Origin of the sequence: Streptomyces sp. NPDC093149, assembly GCF_044754145.1 — a bacterium.
Taxonomy (GTDB): domain Bacteria; phylum Actinomycetota; class Actinomycetes; order Streptomycetales; family Streptomycetaceae; genus Streptomyces.
The window spans coordinates 115,302-129,659 of the sequence record NZ_JBIVON010000014.1; the positions used below are offsets into that span (position 1 = coordinate 115,302).

General features: G+C 65.4%; 15 protein-coding genes. 10 read left to right on the plus strand and 5 right to left on the minus strand.

The window, feature by feature from the left end; translation table 11 throughout:
- Nucleotides 1-242 precede the first annotated feature (242 nt).
- The 3 genes from ACIQCZ_RS33080 to ACIQCZ_RS33090 all read right to left on the minus strand — a co-directional run bounded on the left by ACIQCZ_RS33080 (nucleotide 243) and on the right by ACIQCZ_RS33090 (nucleotide 3,145).
- Entirely contained in the window at nucleotides 243-1,208 is a 966-nt protein-coding gene (locus tag ACIQCZ_RS33080; RefSeq protein ID WP_402287887.1) for a pirin family protein, read from the minus strand.
- The gene (locus tag ACIQCZ_RS33085; protein ID WP_402287890.1) at nucleotides 1,205-2,554 is read right to left on the minus strand and encodes an integrase; all 1,350 of its coding nucleotides are present in this window, start codon (nucleotides 2,552-2,554) and stop codon (nucleotides 1,205-1,207) included. The genes ACIQCZ_RS33080 and ACIQCZ_RS33085 overlap by 4 nt, the downstream gene beginning before the upstream one ends.
- 153 nt (nucleotides 2,555-2,707) lie before the next feature.
- Nucleotides 2,708-3,145: a hypothetical protein gene (locus tag ACIQCZ_RS33090; protein ID WP_402287892.1), complete on the minus strand. Its 438-nt coding sequence runs from the start codon at nucleotides 3,143-3,145 to the stop codon at nucleotides 2,708-2,710.
- Between the two features lie 307 nt (nucleotides 3,146-3,452).
- On the opposite strand from ACIQCZ_RS33090, the gene ACIQCZ_RS33095 reads away from it, so the two are divergent.
- On the plus strand, nucleotides 3,453-3,806 hold the full coding sequence (locus ACIQCZ_RS33095) for a hypothetical protein (protein WP_402287895.1): 354 nt from the start codon (nucleotides 3,453-3,455) through the stop codon (nucleotides 3,804-3,806).
- A gap of 34 nt (nucleotides 3,807-3,840) precedes the next feature.
- Here the strand turns inward: ACIQCZ_RS33095 and ACIQCZ_RS33100 are convergent, their stop codons facing one another.
- Nucleotides 3,841-3,978 carry a hypothetical protein gene (locus ACIQCZ_RS33100; protein ID WP_402287897.1) on the minus strand — a complete coding sequence of 46 codons (138 nt, stop codon included), beginning with the start codon at nucleotides 3,976-3,978 and terminating at the stop codon, nucleotides 3,841-3,843.
- Between the two features lie 279 nt (nucleotides 3,979-4,257).
- Nucleotides 4,258-4,749 carry a helix-turn-helix domain-containing protein gene (locus ACIQCZ_RS33105; protein ID WP_402287900.1) on the minus strand — a complete coding sequence of 164 codons (492 nt, stop codon included), beginning with the start codon at nucleotides 4,747-4,749 and terminating at the stop codon, nucleotides 4,258-4,260.
- Nucleotides 4,750-5,175: 426 nt separating this feature from the next.
- On the opposite strand from ACIQCZ_RS33105, the gene ACIQCZ_RS33110 reads away from it, so the two are divergent.
- From ACIQCZ_RS33110 to ACIQCZ_RS33150, 9 genes are all read left to right on the plus strand, one after another.
- On the plus strand, nucleotides 5,176-5,568 hold the full coding sequence (locus ACIQCZ_RS33110) for a hypothetical protein (protein WP_402287902.1): 393 nt from the start codon (nucleotides 5,176-5,178) through the stop codon (nucleotides 5,566-5,568).
- Between the two features lie 138 nt (nucleotides 5,569-5,706).
- Complete coding sequence (locus tag ACIQCZ_RS33115) at nucleotides 5,707-7,011, plus strand: hypothetical protein (RefSeq protein WP_402287905.1); 1,305 nt, start codon at nucleotides 5,707-5,709, stop codon at nucleotides 7,009-7,011.
- 59 nt (nucleotides 7,012-7,070) lie between these two features.
- Nucleotides 7,071-9,281, plus strand: coding sequence for a phage tail tip lysozyme (locus tag ACIQCZ_RS33120; RefSeq protein ID WP_402287907.1), 2,211 nt, complete (start codon nucleotides 7,071-7,073; stop codon nucleotides 9,279-9,281).
- Nucleotides 9,282-9,477: 196 nt separating this feature from the next.
- Entirely contained in the window at nucleotides 9,478-10,461 is a 984-nt protein-coding gene (locus ACIQCZ_RS33125; protein WP_402287910.1) for a hypothetical protein, read from the plus strand.
- Nucleotides 10,458-11,159 (plus strand): hypothetical protein, encoded by a 702-nt coding sequence (locus tag ACIQCZ_RS33130; protein WP_402287912.1) that lies wholly within the window; start codon nucleotides 10,458-10,460, stop codon nucleotides 11,157-11,159. Before ACIQCZ_RS33125 ends, ACIQCZ_RS33130 begins: the two co-directional genes overlap by 4 nt.
- A 113-nt stretch (nucleotides 11,160-11,272) precedes the next feature.
- Nucleotides 11,273-12,022, plus strand: coding sequence for a hypothetical protein (locus ACIQCZ_RS33135; protein ID WP_402287915.1), 750 nt, complete (start codon nucleotides 11,273-11,275; stop codon nucleotides 12,020-12,022).
- A complete protein-coding gene (locus ACIQCZ_RS33140) occupies nucleotides 12,019-12,708 on the plus strand; it encodes a hypothetical protein (protein ID WP_402287917.1) in 690 nt (229 codons plus the stop codon). The genes ACIQCZ_RS33135 and ACIQCZ_RS33140 overlap by 4 nt, the downstream gene beginning before the upstream one ends.
- A gap of 63 nt (nucleotides 12,709-12,771) precedes the next feature.
- Nucleotides 12,772-13,296 (plus strand): hypothetical protein, encoded by a 525-nt coding sequence (locus ACIQCZ_RS33145; protein WP_402287920.1) that lies wholly within the window; start codon nucleotides 12,772-12,774, stop codon nucleotides 13,294-13,296.
- Entirely contained in the window at nucleotides 13,296-14,333 is a 1,038-nt protein-coding gene (locus ACIQCZ_RS33150; RefSeq protein ID WP_402287922.1) for a hypothetical protein, read from the plus strand. Before ACIQCZ_RS33145 ends, ACIQCZ_RS33150 begins: the two co-directional genes overlap by 1 nt.
- The last annotated feature ends 25 nt before the right edge of the window (nucleotides 14,334-14,358 follow it).

Below are 14,358 nucleotides of genomic sequence, written 5' to 3' on the forward strand. Positions count from 1 at the left end.
GACCGGCCGTGTGTCACCCCAGGCCGGGCGACCAGGAGATTGCGGGCCTGGCCCCGTCAGATTACTTGTCAGCAGGGTCAGCAAGTGTCCGATCAGACCTGATCACAGGCGCCAGCACCTGCACGTACCAACCACCCGAGAAGCCGACCCGCGCCAGGCGCAACCGCGTCTCCTCGCCGTACCGGCGAGGGGACGCAGCAAGGGCACACGACAGAAGAGCGGAGCGAACGCATCACACCAGGTCAGCGCACCCGACCTCGCGGTTTCAGGGCAACAGGCGGCAGTTCGGGGGCGATCAGTCGGTCACCGTCGTAGCCCTTCACCTCGCCAAAGCGGGTGGTCGACATCCAGCCCCTCCGCGCCTCCTCGATTTCCTCGTGGGAGCGCCCGATGAAGTTCCACCACATCACGATCTCCTCCTCGAAGGGCTCGCCGCCGAGCAGCATGAGACCCGCGTCGGTGTCCGCGCGCAAGGGAAGTTCGGAGCGCCCGCAACCGAGGTAGAGCATGGAGCCGGGCAGCACGGGTACGCCGTCGACCTCGGCCTGGCCGGACATCGAGAGCACCGCGTACTCGAAGTCCGCATCGAGCGGCAGGCGGGCCTCGGCACCGGCGGACAGGGACACGTCGGCGCCGACGATCGGGGTGTAGGCGGTGCCGGGCGAAGTGGCGCCGTCGAGTCCACCCAGGATCAGGGTCGCGGTGAGGCCGGGCGCGGTGACGGTCGGCAGTTCGGTGTGGTGCTGGAAGTGCGGTTCGACGTGCCGGTGGGCCTCCGGCAGGGCGACCCAGAGCTGGGCGCCGTGGAGATACCTCGCATGGGACTTCGGGCTCTCCTCGGAGTGGCTGATGGCGCGGCCCGACGTCATCAGTCCCAGCTCGCGCGGGCGGATCGTCCGCAGGCTGCCGAGACTGTCCCGGTGCAGGACCTCGCCGTCGTGCAGCCAGCTGACCGTCTGCAGACCCATGTGCGGGTGGGGCGGCACCTGCATCCCTGGTTCGCCGGCGATGTCGTCGGGCCCGTAATGATCGACGAAGGCCCACGCGCCGACCATCCTGCGGCCCAGGTTGGGCAGCAGCCTGCGGACCTCGGTGGACTCACCCAGCTGGACGTGGCGCGGGGTGAGGAGTTCCCGTACGGGCTCGGCGACGACGAAACCCCGTCCTCCGCAGACGGAGAGTGCGGCCTGGCGATCGAGATTGCTCATGGCGATGAATCTACATCTCGGGTGACACCTGCCCTGACCTGGCCTGGTACGCGAATCGAGTGATCAACTGGGAGAGGACTGGGAAACGGCGGCAGCCATACATCCCCCTCCCCCACGAACTTCTCCCAACGCTCCTGCAACGATTCTGCGATCCGTGATTCCATCGCCGGTGTCACGTTCGCGTACACGCCTTCCACTCCCCCGAGCTCGTGTCCCATGCGAGTCTCGACCGCCACCCGCGGGTGCCCGTCCTCGTCGAGCCACTCCTTGTGGCCGTGCCTCAGGAGATAGATCCGTTTCTTCACCATTTCCGGCACCGCAGGGATCTCCGGCCGCGCATATTGCCCCTGGCGTGCCGGACTCCCGTCCCGGATCGGATACCAATACGTCTGCTCGAATTGCGTTCCGAGCAGCGGCCCCCCGCTGTAAGCCCGGAACACCCACTGAGCATCATGCGACGCCAGCAGTGCCGTGTGCATCTCATGCAGAAACGGCGGCACGACCAACGTCCGCCACGATTCGTATTTCGGCTCCACCAGCGTTCGTTCCCCATCAACCCACTGATGCTGGTACTGCACCCGGAGCGCCGGCATCTTCGTGTACCGATCCAGGTCCGGTTCACGTCTCACGTCGTCCACCTCGAACGGGTCCGAGGCCGGCCAGTTCGGTGAGGCGAAGCACCGCTGCAGCCCCCACATCTCCTTCGGCCGCATACCGGTGAACGCTGCGGTCCAGATGTACGTCCAGCCGGTGTACCCCCAGACCTGGTACGCGTTAGCCGCGAGCCGATGGAGCGTGATCATCTCCATGGGGCGCTTCGGCACACGTATCTTCTTCTTGTACTTGCCGCGGCCTCGTTTCTCTTTCACGACTGGTGACGTCGTGCGGAGGTGGTAGCGGGTCACCGAGTCATCCATCATGGCACCAAAGACCATGAGAATGTCTATGACGTATCTGGCCGAAATCTCTCCGTTGTCGGCGGACGCGCGCAGGGCTCTCCTCCACGCTTCGTACTCGAATGCAGTGATGTCGCCGACGGCCCGGCTTCCCCAATAAGGCTCGATCCTCCTGTTGATGATGGCCTTGTAGGACCGCATTGACGACGGCCGCAGGTCCTGTGCGTCAAACCAGTCCCAACAGTAGTCCGACATGAGGGCCTTGCCGTCTTTCGACTTGACCGCGGTGCCATGGCGTACTTCGTATTCACGGTCGAGGCCGTAGTTGCGGGCCGTTTCTTCGTCGTCGAAGCCGGACTCCGACTCATACTTCTTGCGGCCGTTGGGCAGGTACTCACCCGCCCACCACTTGACTCGGCATTTATCGCCGCGCCATTCGATGTAGGGCATGAGGCCTCCTGGTCTTTGGTTCGATGGCCATGGCAGGCGCGTTCTTCACCCACTCATGGCCTGGCATGTCAGGGGTTGGGGTTGAATGCGGCGGAGCCGAAGGCGAGTTCTCGCAGGGTGGGGATCTACACCGGTCCATCAGTGCCGGCCCCGTCAGCTGTTGCCCTTGGGGAGGTGACCGGCTTGGCGCAGCTCTTCGATCACCGCATGCTTCAGCTTGCGGATCTCGGAGGCACTGAGATTGTCCGTCACGGCGATGGCGGCGTTGACGACAGCCTGTTCCACGTCGGCTTCCAGCTGTGCGCTGGTGAGAGGTGAGACCACGGCTTCGTCTGTGAGGCGTTCAGCAATGGTCGGCTGGCCGCCGCACAGCACCTCCTGACAGGAACCTGGTGCCCATCCGAGCGCGCTTTCGATCTTCCCGTAGGTGACGTCGCGGACGGACTGGCCGTTTTCGATCTTCATGTAGGTGTTGATGGCGATCTCGGCATCGTTGGCGACATCGATCTTTTTCAAGTCCAGCTGGACTCGGCGTTGCCGGACAGCGTCGGCGAGCGTCTGGAGCGCGGTCTCATCTGCAGGCGAGGGCATGGGCACATCCTCCCAGGGACTCACAGAAACATCCAGGAACCCTCATGATCCAGGTCGGGCCACGCGCATACTGACAGTTAGGGCACACAAAAACCGTGCAGAATCTGCGATTTCATTCAAGCCTTGGTGACGATATTGCTAGTTTCTGCGAGTCGGATGACGTACATTGCCTTCATGCCTGGCTGCCCCCAGCCGAGCGAGGCGGCGATGCCAGCGTTTCCGGATCGCGCGCGAACGCTCGGCCGGGGGATCAGCCACAGCCGAATCCCCTCGAAGTTTCCAGACAGTCCTCGGCAGAGGAGGTGCCATGACCAGCTCGGAAACCAACCACACTCATGCCGATCGGGAGGCCATCGTCGAAGCGGCCAAGAAGGCCCTTGAGCAGGGCGAAGTGATGCTCTCTCCAGAGGAAGCGGCCCGCGCCATCGGCTGCGGCGAGAGGTGGCTCAGGGATGGGGCCAACCACAGCGGCTTCCCTCACCACCGCTTCGGCAAGTTCCTGCGGTTCAGCCTTCAGGACTGCCGTGAGATACAGGAGATGAATCGCGAGAGGGCCAGACCGTCGGACCTGGCCAAGGCCCGCCGCCGCAAGGCCAGCGCGCGTCCTGCTGGCAGCGACCGGACCAAGTCGTCCGGTACACGGTTCAAACCCGCTGCGTGAGGCAGCCCGTGAGGGTGTGTCTGGCTGGCGCGGTCTACTCTTCGTCGAAGGGAAGAGCCAGTTCGTCGTCACCGGGATCCTGGTCATAGATGACAGTGGATACGGCGGCGTCGTAGGCCTCTTCAATTCCAGCCCCGCTAGCGCCGAGGATGTTCTCCCAGTCGTAACCCATGGGCAGGACCCTACCCGAGCCCTTCGGGGATCCGGGCGGCGCGCGTATTGAGCCCGTCGGCCCCAGAGGAGAGTCCGGTCTCTTCCTCAGGCCGAGTGCAGCTCAGCCCCTCACCCAAGAAGCAGAGGCCCCCGACCGGGGAACTCCGGTCGGGGGCCTCTGCTTCTTGGGCTGGCGGCGTGGCGGGCCGCTGATCCCGAAGCAGGAGCTCCTGTCAGAAGAGCGACGCGGAGCACGCGCAGGACCGGGGTCCCGGCTTCCCGCCAGCCTGTGAGGTTGTCATGTGCCCTGGTGTGTGGCGGGCCCGTCACCGAAGGGTTTGCCCTCAGCGGGAACCCGGGCGTCGATTGCCTCCCGGAGCCCCGGGTCAAGTGAGGCCGGAGACGAGTCGTCGCTGGGGAGGGCTTCCATGTCGCTGGTGAGGACCTCGACGGCCCGGGTGAGGCGCTGGATCTCGAGGCCGTTCTTCTCCCATTCACATCGGGCCAGTACGAGCTCGGCGCGGTACTGCTGCAGCTGGGCTACGCACTCGGCGGCGGGATCTTCACTGATCAGGAGGATCAGTGGCACGTCGAGCGCCCGGGCGGCGGCGACGGCCTCATCGAGCCGGACCGCGCGGGTCTGCTGCTCGATGCGTGTGATGGCGGTGGAGTCGACGTTCGTGCCGAGCAGTGCGGCCATACGGCGTGCTAGCTCTGCCTGGCTGATGCCGAGGCGTTCGCGTTCTTGACGAAGTCGGCGGGCGAAAAGGTCCCCGGGCAGTGGGTTCATGGCGGTTTGGTACTTCCTGGTCGAGATCGCGATCGACAGGGTGCGTGAGGGTGGCCCGCCTCGAGATCGAGCAGGCCGGCGTCGCAGCGGTGCTGGAGCGGCACATTACACATCTCGCACTGCGGATTCCACAGGCGTCCACCACGGCCCTGCGGTCGCGCGCCGCGATGCCGACTCACCTCGTTTTCGAGTCCCTTTCGACTCTTTACCAATAGATCTTTCTTTGCGCCTCTGCGATCCGCCATTCGAATGAGGTAGATTGACCATTGCTGATGCGCACGTATACGAGCCAGCGGGGGAGCTGACAGCATGCCCACCGACCACTCCGGCTTCTATCACTGCCCGATCTGGTGGATGGGCTGTGCTTGTCGCCTTGTGACTCACTGTCATGCCATCGAATGATTCGAAAGGCGAGAGGAAAGAACCGTGACGAAGATCTACGAGGCAGCCGTCCTCACACAGGCCTCCCTGCCGAGTGCAGCCTGGGACCTGACCAGCTTCCTGCAGAACGCCAAGTCCCAGATCCAGCACTGGGGCGGTCTTCTGCTCATGCTGGTCGGTGCTGTCGGCCTGGTCTGGGGCGGTGTGCTCCTGATCAAGAAGCTGATGGCCAACCCGCAGTCCGCGGGTCAGCAGCAGGGCTGGGGCACGATCGCGCTCCTCATTCTCGTCGGCGGAGCCCTGGGCACCGGCGGGTGGTCGCTGATCTCGACGGTCGGTTCCGGCGGCCAGCAGACCATCACGGACCTCGGCGGCGGCACGGTGATCGTCCAGACCGCTGAGCAGTTCAGTGGGTTCCTGAGCGGCCCTTCCAAGTAAGGGGCCGTCACAGACCGTGCACACGACCGGGGACAGAGGCGTCGAGCGAACCGGGTCGGTTGAGGTGCAAGGCCTCCTCCGGCCCGGTTCGCCATATCCGGGCCCGCAGCACGGTGCAGGCACGAAAGAGAGCAGAACATGGGGATCAAGGACAAGGCACTGGCCTTCAGCAGGAAGTGCAAGCTCGACTCGCACCACGCGATCGAGCGTTTTGGGGTGTTCTTCGGCATCTTCGCGGTCACGGGCTCGATCGTGATCAGCGCATCGGGGGCCTCGGCGTACCAGGCGGAGCGTGACTCGCTGTCGCAGACGGCGCTGTATACCAGCGACTTCAAGACGTCGAAGACGAATCTCGACGGCACCGTCGACGGGATCTACACCAACGAGAACGGCAACAAGGCGCTCGTGATGATGCACTTCAGTCCGACCGCTCAGATCTCGTACAACGCCGCGGACTACAGGGCGTTCCTGCTCGGATCGGACACCTCGCTGAACAGCGAGCCGGTCAGCACCAGCGGGATCAAGGGCTCCTTCTACGCCTTCGGCTCGACCGGCCACGTCGGGGTCCTCCTGAACGCCGACCGGCCCTTCGACCGCCAGGTGTTGAACCTGACGGTCCGTGCGAATGCCGAACTCACCACGCCCGGAGCGGAGCAGGCGCAGAGCAGCGGCAAGCTGGCCGGCGACGAGACCTTCTCCAAGTACGACCAGTGGCGGGTCTTCTTCAACCCCGGCGCATCCGGGGTCCAGAAGATCGCGGCGCTCGACGCTCTGACCTTCGACCCTGCGCAGGCCTACTACGAGGTCGCGCTCAAGGAGATGGAGGCCGAGGCCAGGGATGCCCTGGACCAGAAGCTCGTCGAGATGCGCACGAATCTGACGCAGATTCATTCGTACACGTCCGACCTGCAGACGACGAAGATCGACGGCCTGTTCCTGCGTCCGCCGGCCGTTCCGGTCTCGATTGCCACCGACAAGATCACGGGCGTCTCCGCTACCGAGGCCAAGGACGGCGTCTCGACGCTGGCGCTGCAGACCAAGCGCGTCGTCACGGGCGGCTTCGACCTCAACTGGCGTGCAGGCAACGTCTACGACGGTTACCTCGACGCCCTGGTGCCGGCCGGTCAGAGCTACGCCCAGTTCTTCACCAAGAAGCGTGACGAGGGCTCGGATCCGACGAGCCAGCAGATCTCGGACATGCAGTGGATCCTCTCGGACGGCACCAGCCTCACCAAGGACTACCAGTCCTCTGACGTGACGATGCGCCCTCTCATGAACATCATGAACAATCTTTCACAGGCGTATCAGAACTACTCCCGGAACAAGTCGCAGTACGAGTCTGATCTGTCGCTCGACCTGCTCCGACTGGACGTGAGTCTGCGGGACGTGCAGTCCAACAACACCATTCGCGACGACAAGGACTTCCTCACCACTCTCCATTAAGTGCGGCGAGGAAGTGAAGCATCCCGCTACCTGGCATTGAGCTGGAAAGGAAAAACGACATGGCCACCGACAAGCCGAATCGGAGTCCCAGGAAGGGGACGCCGAAGGACCAGCCGAGCACGTCGGTGAGTCAGGGGGTGCCCCGGCAAGGTCGCGGGACCAAGAGCCTCGGCCCCGAGGAGGGCATCGAGAAGCCTCCCGAGGGCAAGGCCAGCGTGCCCAAGCAGCTCCCGGGGCCGGGAGCTGATTCTTCTGGTCCTTCTGGCGCGGCGAACACTGCGCCGAGGATGCCGGAGGCCGCGCCGAAGATGCCGGACGCGGCAGACACCGCAGAGACCGCAGGCAAGGCGGCCGGTGCCGCGAATGCCGGGTCGAAGATCAAGCAGGGCATGAACGGTGTCGCCGGGAACATGGCCGGAGGCGCGGCCCAGAAGGCCATCGAGGGAGACGGCAGCAGCGCGACCCGCCGTAACGCCGGGCGTTACGCAGGAGCTGCCGTCTCCGGTGCCGTGGCCGGCGCACAGGCTGGCGGGCTTCCGGGAGCCGCCGTTGGCGCAGCGAAGAACGTCGGCGTCGAGGGAGCCCAGGACGCGGTCAAGGGCGTGTCCAAGGTCACCGGCGGCAGCCCGGACGCCAAGCCGGCTGACCAGCGCGAGCTGGGTGCCGGCGGCACGGGCTACGAGCGCGGTGCGTCGAAAGACGACGAGGGCCTGGGCTCGAAGGCGGCCAAGGGCGTCGCCGTCGGCAGTGGCGCGGCTGCTGCTCCGCCGGCCATGGGCGTGGTCATGGCCATGGCCTTGCTGAACTGGTTGAAGTCCATGTTCTTCGCCGCCATGGCGATGGCTGTCAACGCAGGGAAGCTGCTGTGGACGCTCGTCGTCAACATCGCCAAGGCGGTTGGTCATGCGATCGCTGCGCCGTTCATGGCGATCGGCAGCCTTATAGCCAAGGGGGCGGGCGCGGTCCTGGGCGTCACCGTCACGGCGACGATGATCCCTGTAGCGGCAGCGATGTCGGGTGCGGTCGCGGTGACCGCCACCGTGGCCCTGCTGGGCACGGTCTTGACCGGCGTCCTCAACTCGACGGCGCTGACCGAGGGCAGCATCAACGCGAACGGGACGGCGTGCGTCGTCAACGCGGGTAGCGTCGGCAACGGTTCCGGGGCCACCGTCCCGGCGGGCGTGGAGAAGAACGCCAAGGAGATCTACTCGGTGCTCAGCAGCTGGGGGATGCCGAAGGAGAACATCGCGGGCATCCTCGGCAACTGGTCGCAGGAGTCCGGAATCGACCCGACGAGCGTGCAGAACTTCCCCACGGGGACGTATGCCATGACCGCCGAGAAGGCCAGCGCCGCACAGAACACGGACAACGGCATCGGTCTCGGGCAGTGGACGTTCGGCCGCAACACGCTGCTGCGCCAGTACGCGGAGAGCAAGGGCATCGACTGGTTCACGATCAAGACCCAGCTGGCCTTCATCGTCGACGGGGACAATCCGGGCGATGTCACGGTCTTCAAGGACATGCTCAAGACGTCGCAGGGCTCCCCGCGTGCGGCCGCGCTGCACTTCCACGAGAACTGGGAGCGTTCGTCTGACGGCGCGGCCGGGCTCACCGCACGAGGCGACAACGCCGAGATGTGGTTCGGCAGGATGAGCGGCTGGTCGGTCGACAACTCGATCGTGGACGGCGTCAAGAACATAGTCGGCGGGATCATCGAGAACATCGTCAACGGCATCAACACGATCCTGGGCAACTGCAGTACCAAGGGCGGTACTTCTATCTCATTGAAGGACGGCGGGATGACCCAGGAAGAGGCTCAGGCCCTCGTCGACCTCTTCAACAAGGAGGGTGACAAGTTCCTCGACGACCGCTACGGCGACCAAGGTGGTCCTGGCTCGTGCGGGAGCAATCACGCGCAGAACTGCACATCATTCTCGACCTACTTCGTGAACAAGTACACGACGTTCCAGACCTACCCGGCCGGTGACGGCAAGGAGACGGCGTACACGATTGCGAGGGTGACCGGCAAGCAAATGTCCTCGACTCCGACGGCCTACTCGGTGGGCTCCGCCCCGGGCAGCACCCCCGCCGGCCACACTCTCGTGGTGCTCGGCATCCAGGGCGACAAGGTCATCCTCGGCGAGGCCGGCTACTGCGCTTACATGGGCCGGGTTCGCGTCGACAGCGCGGCGCGAATGGCGGCCGAGGGCTGGAAGTTCGTGGACATGTCGGATTCGATGCTCCCCTCCGACAAGATCAAGACGGTCTGATGCGCTGTATCTGATCTGGGAGCGAGAAGCCGGTGCCGGGCGATCCGGGCACCGGCTTCTTCAAGTCCGGTGCAGGCCCTGCGTGCCGACTTCGCTTTTCGGAGCCCTTATCGAATAGATTCAGAGTCGATCTCGAATGCCTTTATAGATAGACTTGAGTCGTTATGAGAGCAACGTGGAGTGAGGAGTTCGTTCCGTGACGACAGCCCATGACGAGTCCGAGAGCACGGGCCCCGAGCAGAAGACCGGGTCGATGCCCGAGGAGAAGCCCGCGGCACCGAAGACACGCAAGAAGGTCACCGGAGCTGAGCTCGAAGAGCGCTTCGCGAGCTGGACGACGCGCCAGCGCGAACGTGTCCAGACACGCAGCCCGGAGGACAACGCGCGCCTGATCCGACGCAGCGTGACCGCAGTGATGGGGGCCGGGATCCTCGCCCTGGTCGTCGCCACAGGCGTGGCCAGCGAGAGCTTCAAGGCAAGCACGGCGGACAACGAGGCCCAGATCGTCCAGCTCAAGGGGCAACTGGACGATGCCCGGTCCACGCCCGTGAAGGCGGACGCCGGCGCGCAGTTGTCCAAGCTCACCGAGGCGGCAGCCACCGATGCGAAGAAGGTCGCGACCGGGGAGCAGACCTTCGCCACGTTGTACCACCAGGCCAGCGTCCAGCCCAGCCCGAACAACGGAGCTCCGAACCAGGCCACGCTGGAGATCATCAAGCACCGCCGAGACATGGCGCCGCTGTTCGGCAAGGACTCCTTCCTGGTCAATGACAAGGAGGCATACGGCACCTCGTCGCTGACGCCGTTCGATGCGACCACAGAGATCGATCCGCGCCACGCCTGGTACATCCGCTACGCCGGCCAGAACGCAGCTGCCCCGAGCACGTATGCGTGGAAGGTCGAGACGGTGATGCCCGATCTGAGCGTGAAGGACGGCTCGGGCGCGACGAACGAGGCAAAGGTCGTCTGGCTGTGCCGGGACACGAAGAGCAGCGAGGTGCTCGCCTGGGCGAGCGCGCGCTACGTGCGCAACGGCACGACAAGGGCCTTCGACCACTTGGCGCTCGTGGTGACCGCTGCCGGGTCTCAGTACGAGAACCCCGCGATCAAGATGCCGGCCGGGTCCGGAGCCCCTGAACTCAGCGGCACGGGCACACAGAAGAAGGGCGGGAAGCGATGACGGAGCAGACGGCAGCACCCACGCGGCGGGGATTCTTCCGGCGCAATCTCTCGGTCCTGGTGACGGCAGCGGCCCTCACGGTCGTCGCGACGGCTGCCGGTGTGACCTGGAGCAGCCAGCACGCGGCCCTGGCTGAGCAGGAAGCCCAGATCAACGATGTCGAGGGACATCTGGCAGGCGTCCAGAAGAAGAACGCCGAGCAGGTGAACGCGGACGTTATGGCGGCCCTGGGCGTCAGCCAGAACCGGCTGAGCACCAACGGTGAGCGCATCAGGTCGCTGCTCTCGATGGCCTTCACGTGGGACTCGGGACAAAGCTACGAGGCGGCGCGCGAGAGCCTGAAGAGCCGGTTCGGCCTCACCGAGAACAAGACGTTCCTGAAGTCGTTCATGCCTTCGTCGAGGTTCAACGAGGACTCCCAGGGGCGGCGTTACTACTACATCGACACGGTCGGCCTGAACTCGGCCCTCGGCGCGGATCCGGACATCGAAGTCGTCGACGTCAAGGCGGGCGTCTACACCTACGCCGTCCTGGCCGACGTCGAGGTCACCTCCGACGCAGTGACCCAGAGCAAGTCGAGCAAAGCCAGTGTCACGGCGCACCGGCGCGCGCTGCTCTTCGTCACTGTCGACGCCCAGGGCAAGGTCTCGAATCTCTCCGGCGTCCCGGCGAGTGGCGAGACTCGCTATTCCGGATAACCAAGACTCCCTTTCGACTCGCCCCATTGATAGAGTTGCACTGATATTCAAGTGAAACAGCGAGTTGAGGACCAATGGCGTCGACACAGACCGATGAGTCGGGTGGGAGCGCAGTGCGCAAGACGCGCTTCGTCGCGACGTCCGCGTCCTCGCAGGAGGGCGCGGACACTCCTGAGCAGACGGAGCCCGCGGGCGGCCTGCACAAGCGCACCCTCGTGGCCGGCGTGAGCATGGGTGTGGGCGCACTGCTGTGCTTCGTACTCTCCGCGGGGTTCTCCGGCGGTCAGAGCGCGGTGAGCTATACGGCTGCGCCGGAGATCTCCTCTCTGCAGGAGCAGATCAGGATCACCGAGGCGAAGACGGCGACGCTGCCGAAGGCCGACGACGCCGAGCGTGGTCTGACCGCGGCCCTGGCGGCGGCTGGTCAGGTCGCAAAGCTGCAGAACAACTACCGCTACCTGACGCCCAGCGTGGCAGCAGACGGCGGCACGCTCGACACGGCGACGTCTCAGTCGACACTGCGCAACCTCATCCCCTACTTCGCCCCCTCGGTGCACCAGGCGAACCTCGGACCGTGGTACCTGCTCGCCAGTGACAAGGACGTGGCAGCCGGCGTCGGGATCCCGATGAGCTTCAACTCCGGCTTTGAGTGGGTCGCCCAGGTGCCCTACCTGGTCAACGACGACAGCACCATCACGGCGACCTGGCTGGCGATGGAGACCAGGACCGGTGCGGGCGAGAAGCCGGCGGTGCTGGCCTGGGCCCGCGCCGACTACGACCTGGTCCGCAAGGCGTTCGTGAACATCCAGACCGGCACGACGGCCACCGGCGAGGCCCTGAAGCAGGAGGTGAAGGCACCGTGAACGAGGAGATCGAGGACAAGCTGCGCCAGCACGCCGGGAAGATCCTGCTCGGCGGTACTGGGGCGCTGCTCGCGCTCTCGGTGGTCACGCTCGGAGCCAGCCTGCTCAGCGACGGCCCGGCCGCGTCGGACACCCAGGCCGATGCGGTTGTTCAGAAGCTCGAAAGAAACCTCGGCGACGCCCAGGCCAAGCTCGCAACACAGCACACAGCGCTGCTGGTTCAGCTGCCGGGCATGGACATCGAGCGAGTGAACCGTGACAGGGCGACGGGCCGGTCCCTCCTGCTCAGTCTCACCGACAGCTCGACGTCAACCCGGACCGTCAAGGAGCAGCAGGTACTGCTCGACGCGCGCTACGACTTCCTCGACCACAAGTCCCGGGTGCTCACCGAGTTCGTACCGGATTGGATGACGGCGATCGGAGCCACGAAGGGCGCTGGGACGACGTACACGCTCGCTGATCTGGACATCGGTGTGAGTCGGGTGCAGGGCCTGAACTACTCCTACACGGGGGTGGCCCGGCTCGATCCAGTCCGCTTCGGACCGGATCAGAACAGCGCTGCCAAGAGCGAGTTCCTGGTCTTCACTTACTCCACCTCTCACGACGGCACGGTGACGTCGCTGGACGCCTATCGGGCCTCCGCTGCCGCCAGCGAGGAACAGCCCTCCCCCAAACCGACCGGGTGAGCAAAGCGCCCACCGCTTCAGCACGCATCCCAGAAGACCCCGACGAGAGGTAAGGACACGAACATGTCGACCCAGGCCCTGGAGAAGACCGAGACGACTGCCCCGACGAGCAAGGCCGCGACAGCGAAGAAGACCACGGCGAAGCCCGTGAAGGAGCAGAAGGACTCGAAGCTGCGCACCGGATGGCGGCGTCTGGCCCCGAAGAAGGAGGCCGGCAGGTTCTCCGTCGTGGTGTGGGCGGGGCTCTTCCGGGTCATCGTCCTTCTCGCCGACTACCTGCTGGCGTTCATCACGGCCGTGGTCATCATCCCGCTGCTGGGCGCATGGCTGCACCAGCGGTCGGGCGCATCCCGGGGTGCGCTCAGTGCGGACGGAACCATCGCCATGTGGCTGATGCCGCTCCTTTTCCTGGTCGCGCTGCTCGCCGCGGTCGAGATCGTCGTGATGCGCGGCATGTGGCGCTGGGCAACGCGGATGATCGCGAAGATCCGGGACGCCCGGGGCGAGGCGACCGGGGCCGACGTCACACCGAAGTCCACGACCAGGACCACCAACCAGAGCAAGACCAACCGCAAGAGGAGCAAGTGATGCGCACCGCAGGACTGACGATGAACGACGTATGGGCCCACCGTGTCCTGCGTGAACGGGGAGTGGAGACGTACCGGCTGGAGGGGGTGACCGCCGAGCTCGGCGTCATGGTCGAATCGCTCGACCTCAAGCACCGGGGCAAGGAGGAGAACTACCGCCCCTATCTGCACATGACGGGCGAGCTGCGCTCGGTCACCCCGGCCAAAGCCCTGCCGTTCGGCATCTCGCAGGTGACCTACTCCCCCGGCCAGGGCGAGAAGGTAGACGCCTTCTACGAGTTCGATGACCAGCAGCTGGTCGTGCTCGCCGGCAAGGGCTACTTCACGAGCGGCTTCGCAGTGCCCGAGCAGGTCACCGGGATCGAGTGGGAGCTGCCGGCCACGGCGGACATGCTTGTCCTCGCTGCGTCGGGGGCGCAGACCGAAGGTGATGTGCCCGTGGTCTTCACCCAGATCCACGACATCGGGGGCCTGGAGATCGATCTCGAGTCCAGCGGCTACGACCTCGCGGGCTACTTCGCCAACCACTCCAAGGACGGCGTACCGCGGGCTGAGGCCGTGGTCGATGCACGCGGGCTGAAGGCACGTTCGGATGCGATCAACTCGCTGTTCACCGAGGACGAGCTGGGCCTGGATACCGAGGTCAAGCAGGTCGTCGGAGCGCCCGTGCCTGAGGCAGCGCCGGTCGCTGACGGCATGAGCGCGCGTCTGCAGCAGATCGAGGCGGAAATCGCCACCGAACGGGAGCAGTACCAGACTGAGCGCGCGAGCACCGAGGGCACCACGGAGAACCTCTACCGGGAGCGCGTGGCGGCAGCGTTGCAGACGGCTGAGGAGGAGGAGCCGTTCGCTCCCCCGGTTCCGGCCCGTGAGGCGCAGCGCGACCTGAACCTGGATCTCTTGGAGCTGCAGGAGCAGGAGTCCCGGCGACGTGAGGTCAAGCCCGTCCCGAGCCTGGACGAGCGCAAGCGCCAGGTGGCCCAGCGTGCGGCCGATCTGGACGTCGGCGAGGACGGTGAGCAGAGCCTGGGGTCCTGAGGACGGATCAGGCATGACGAGCGCG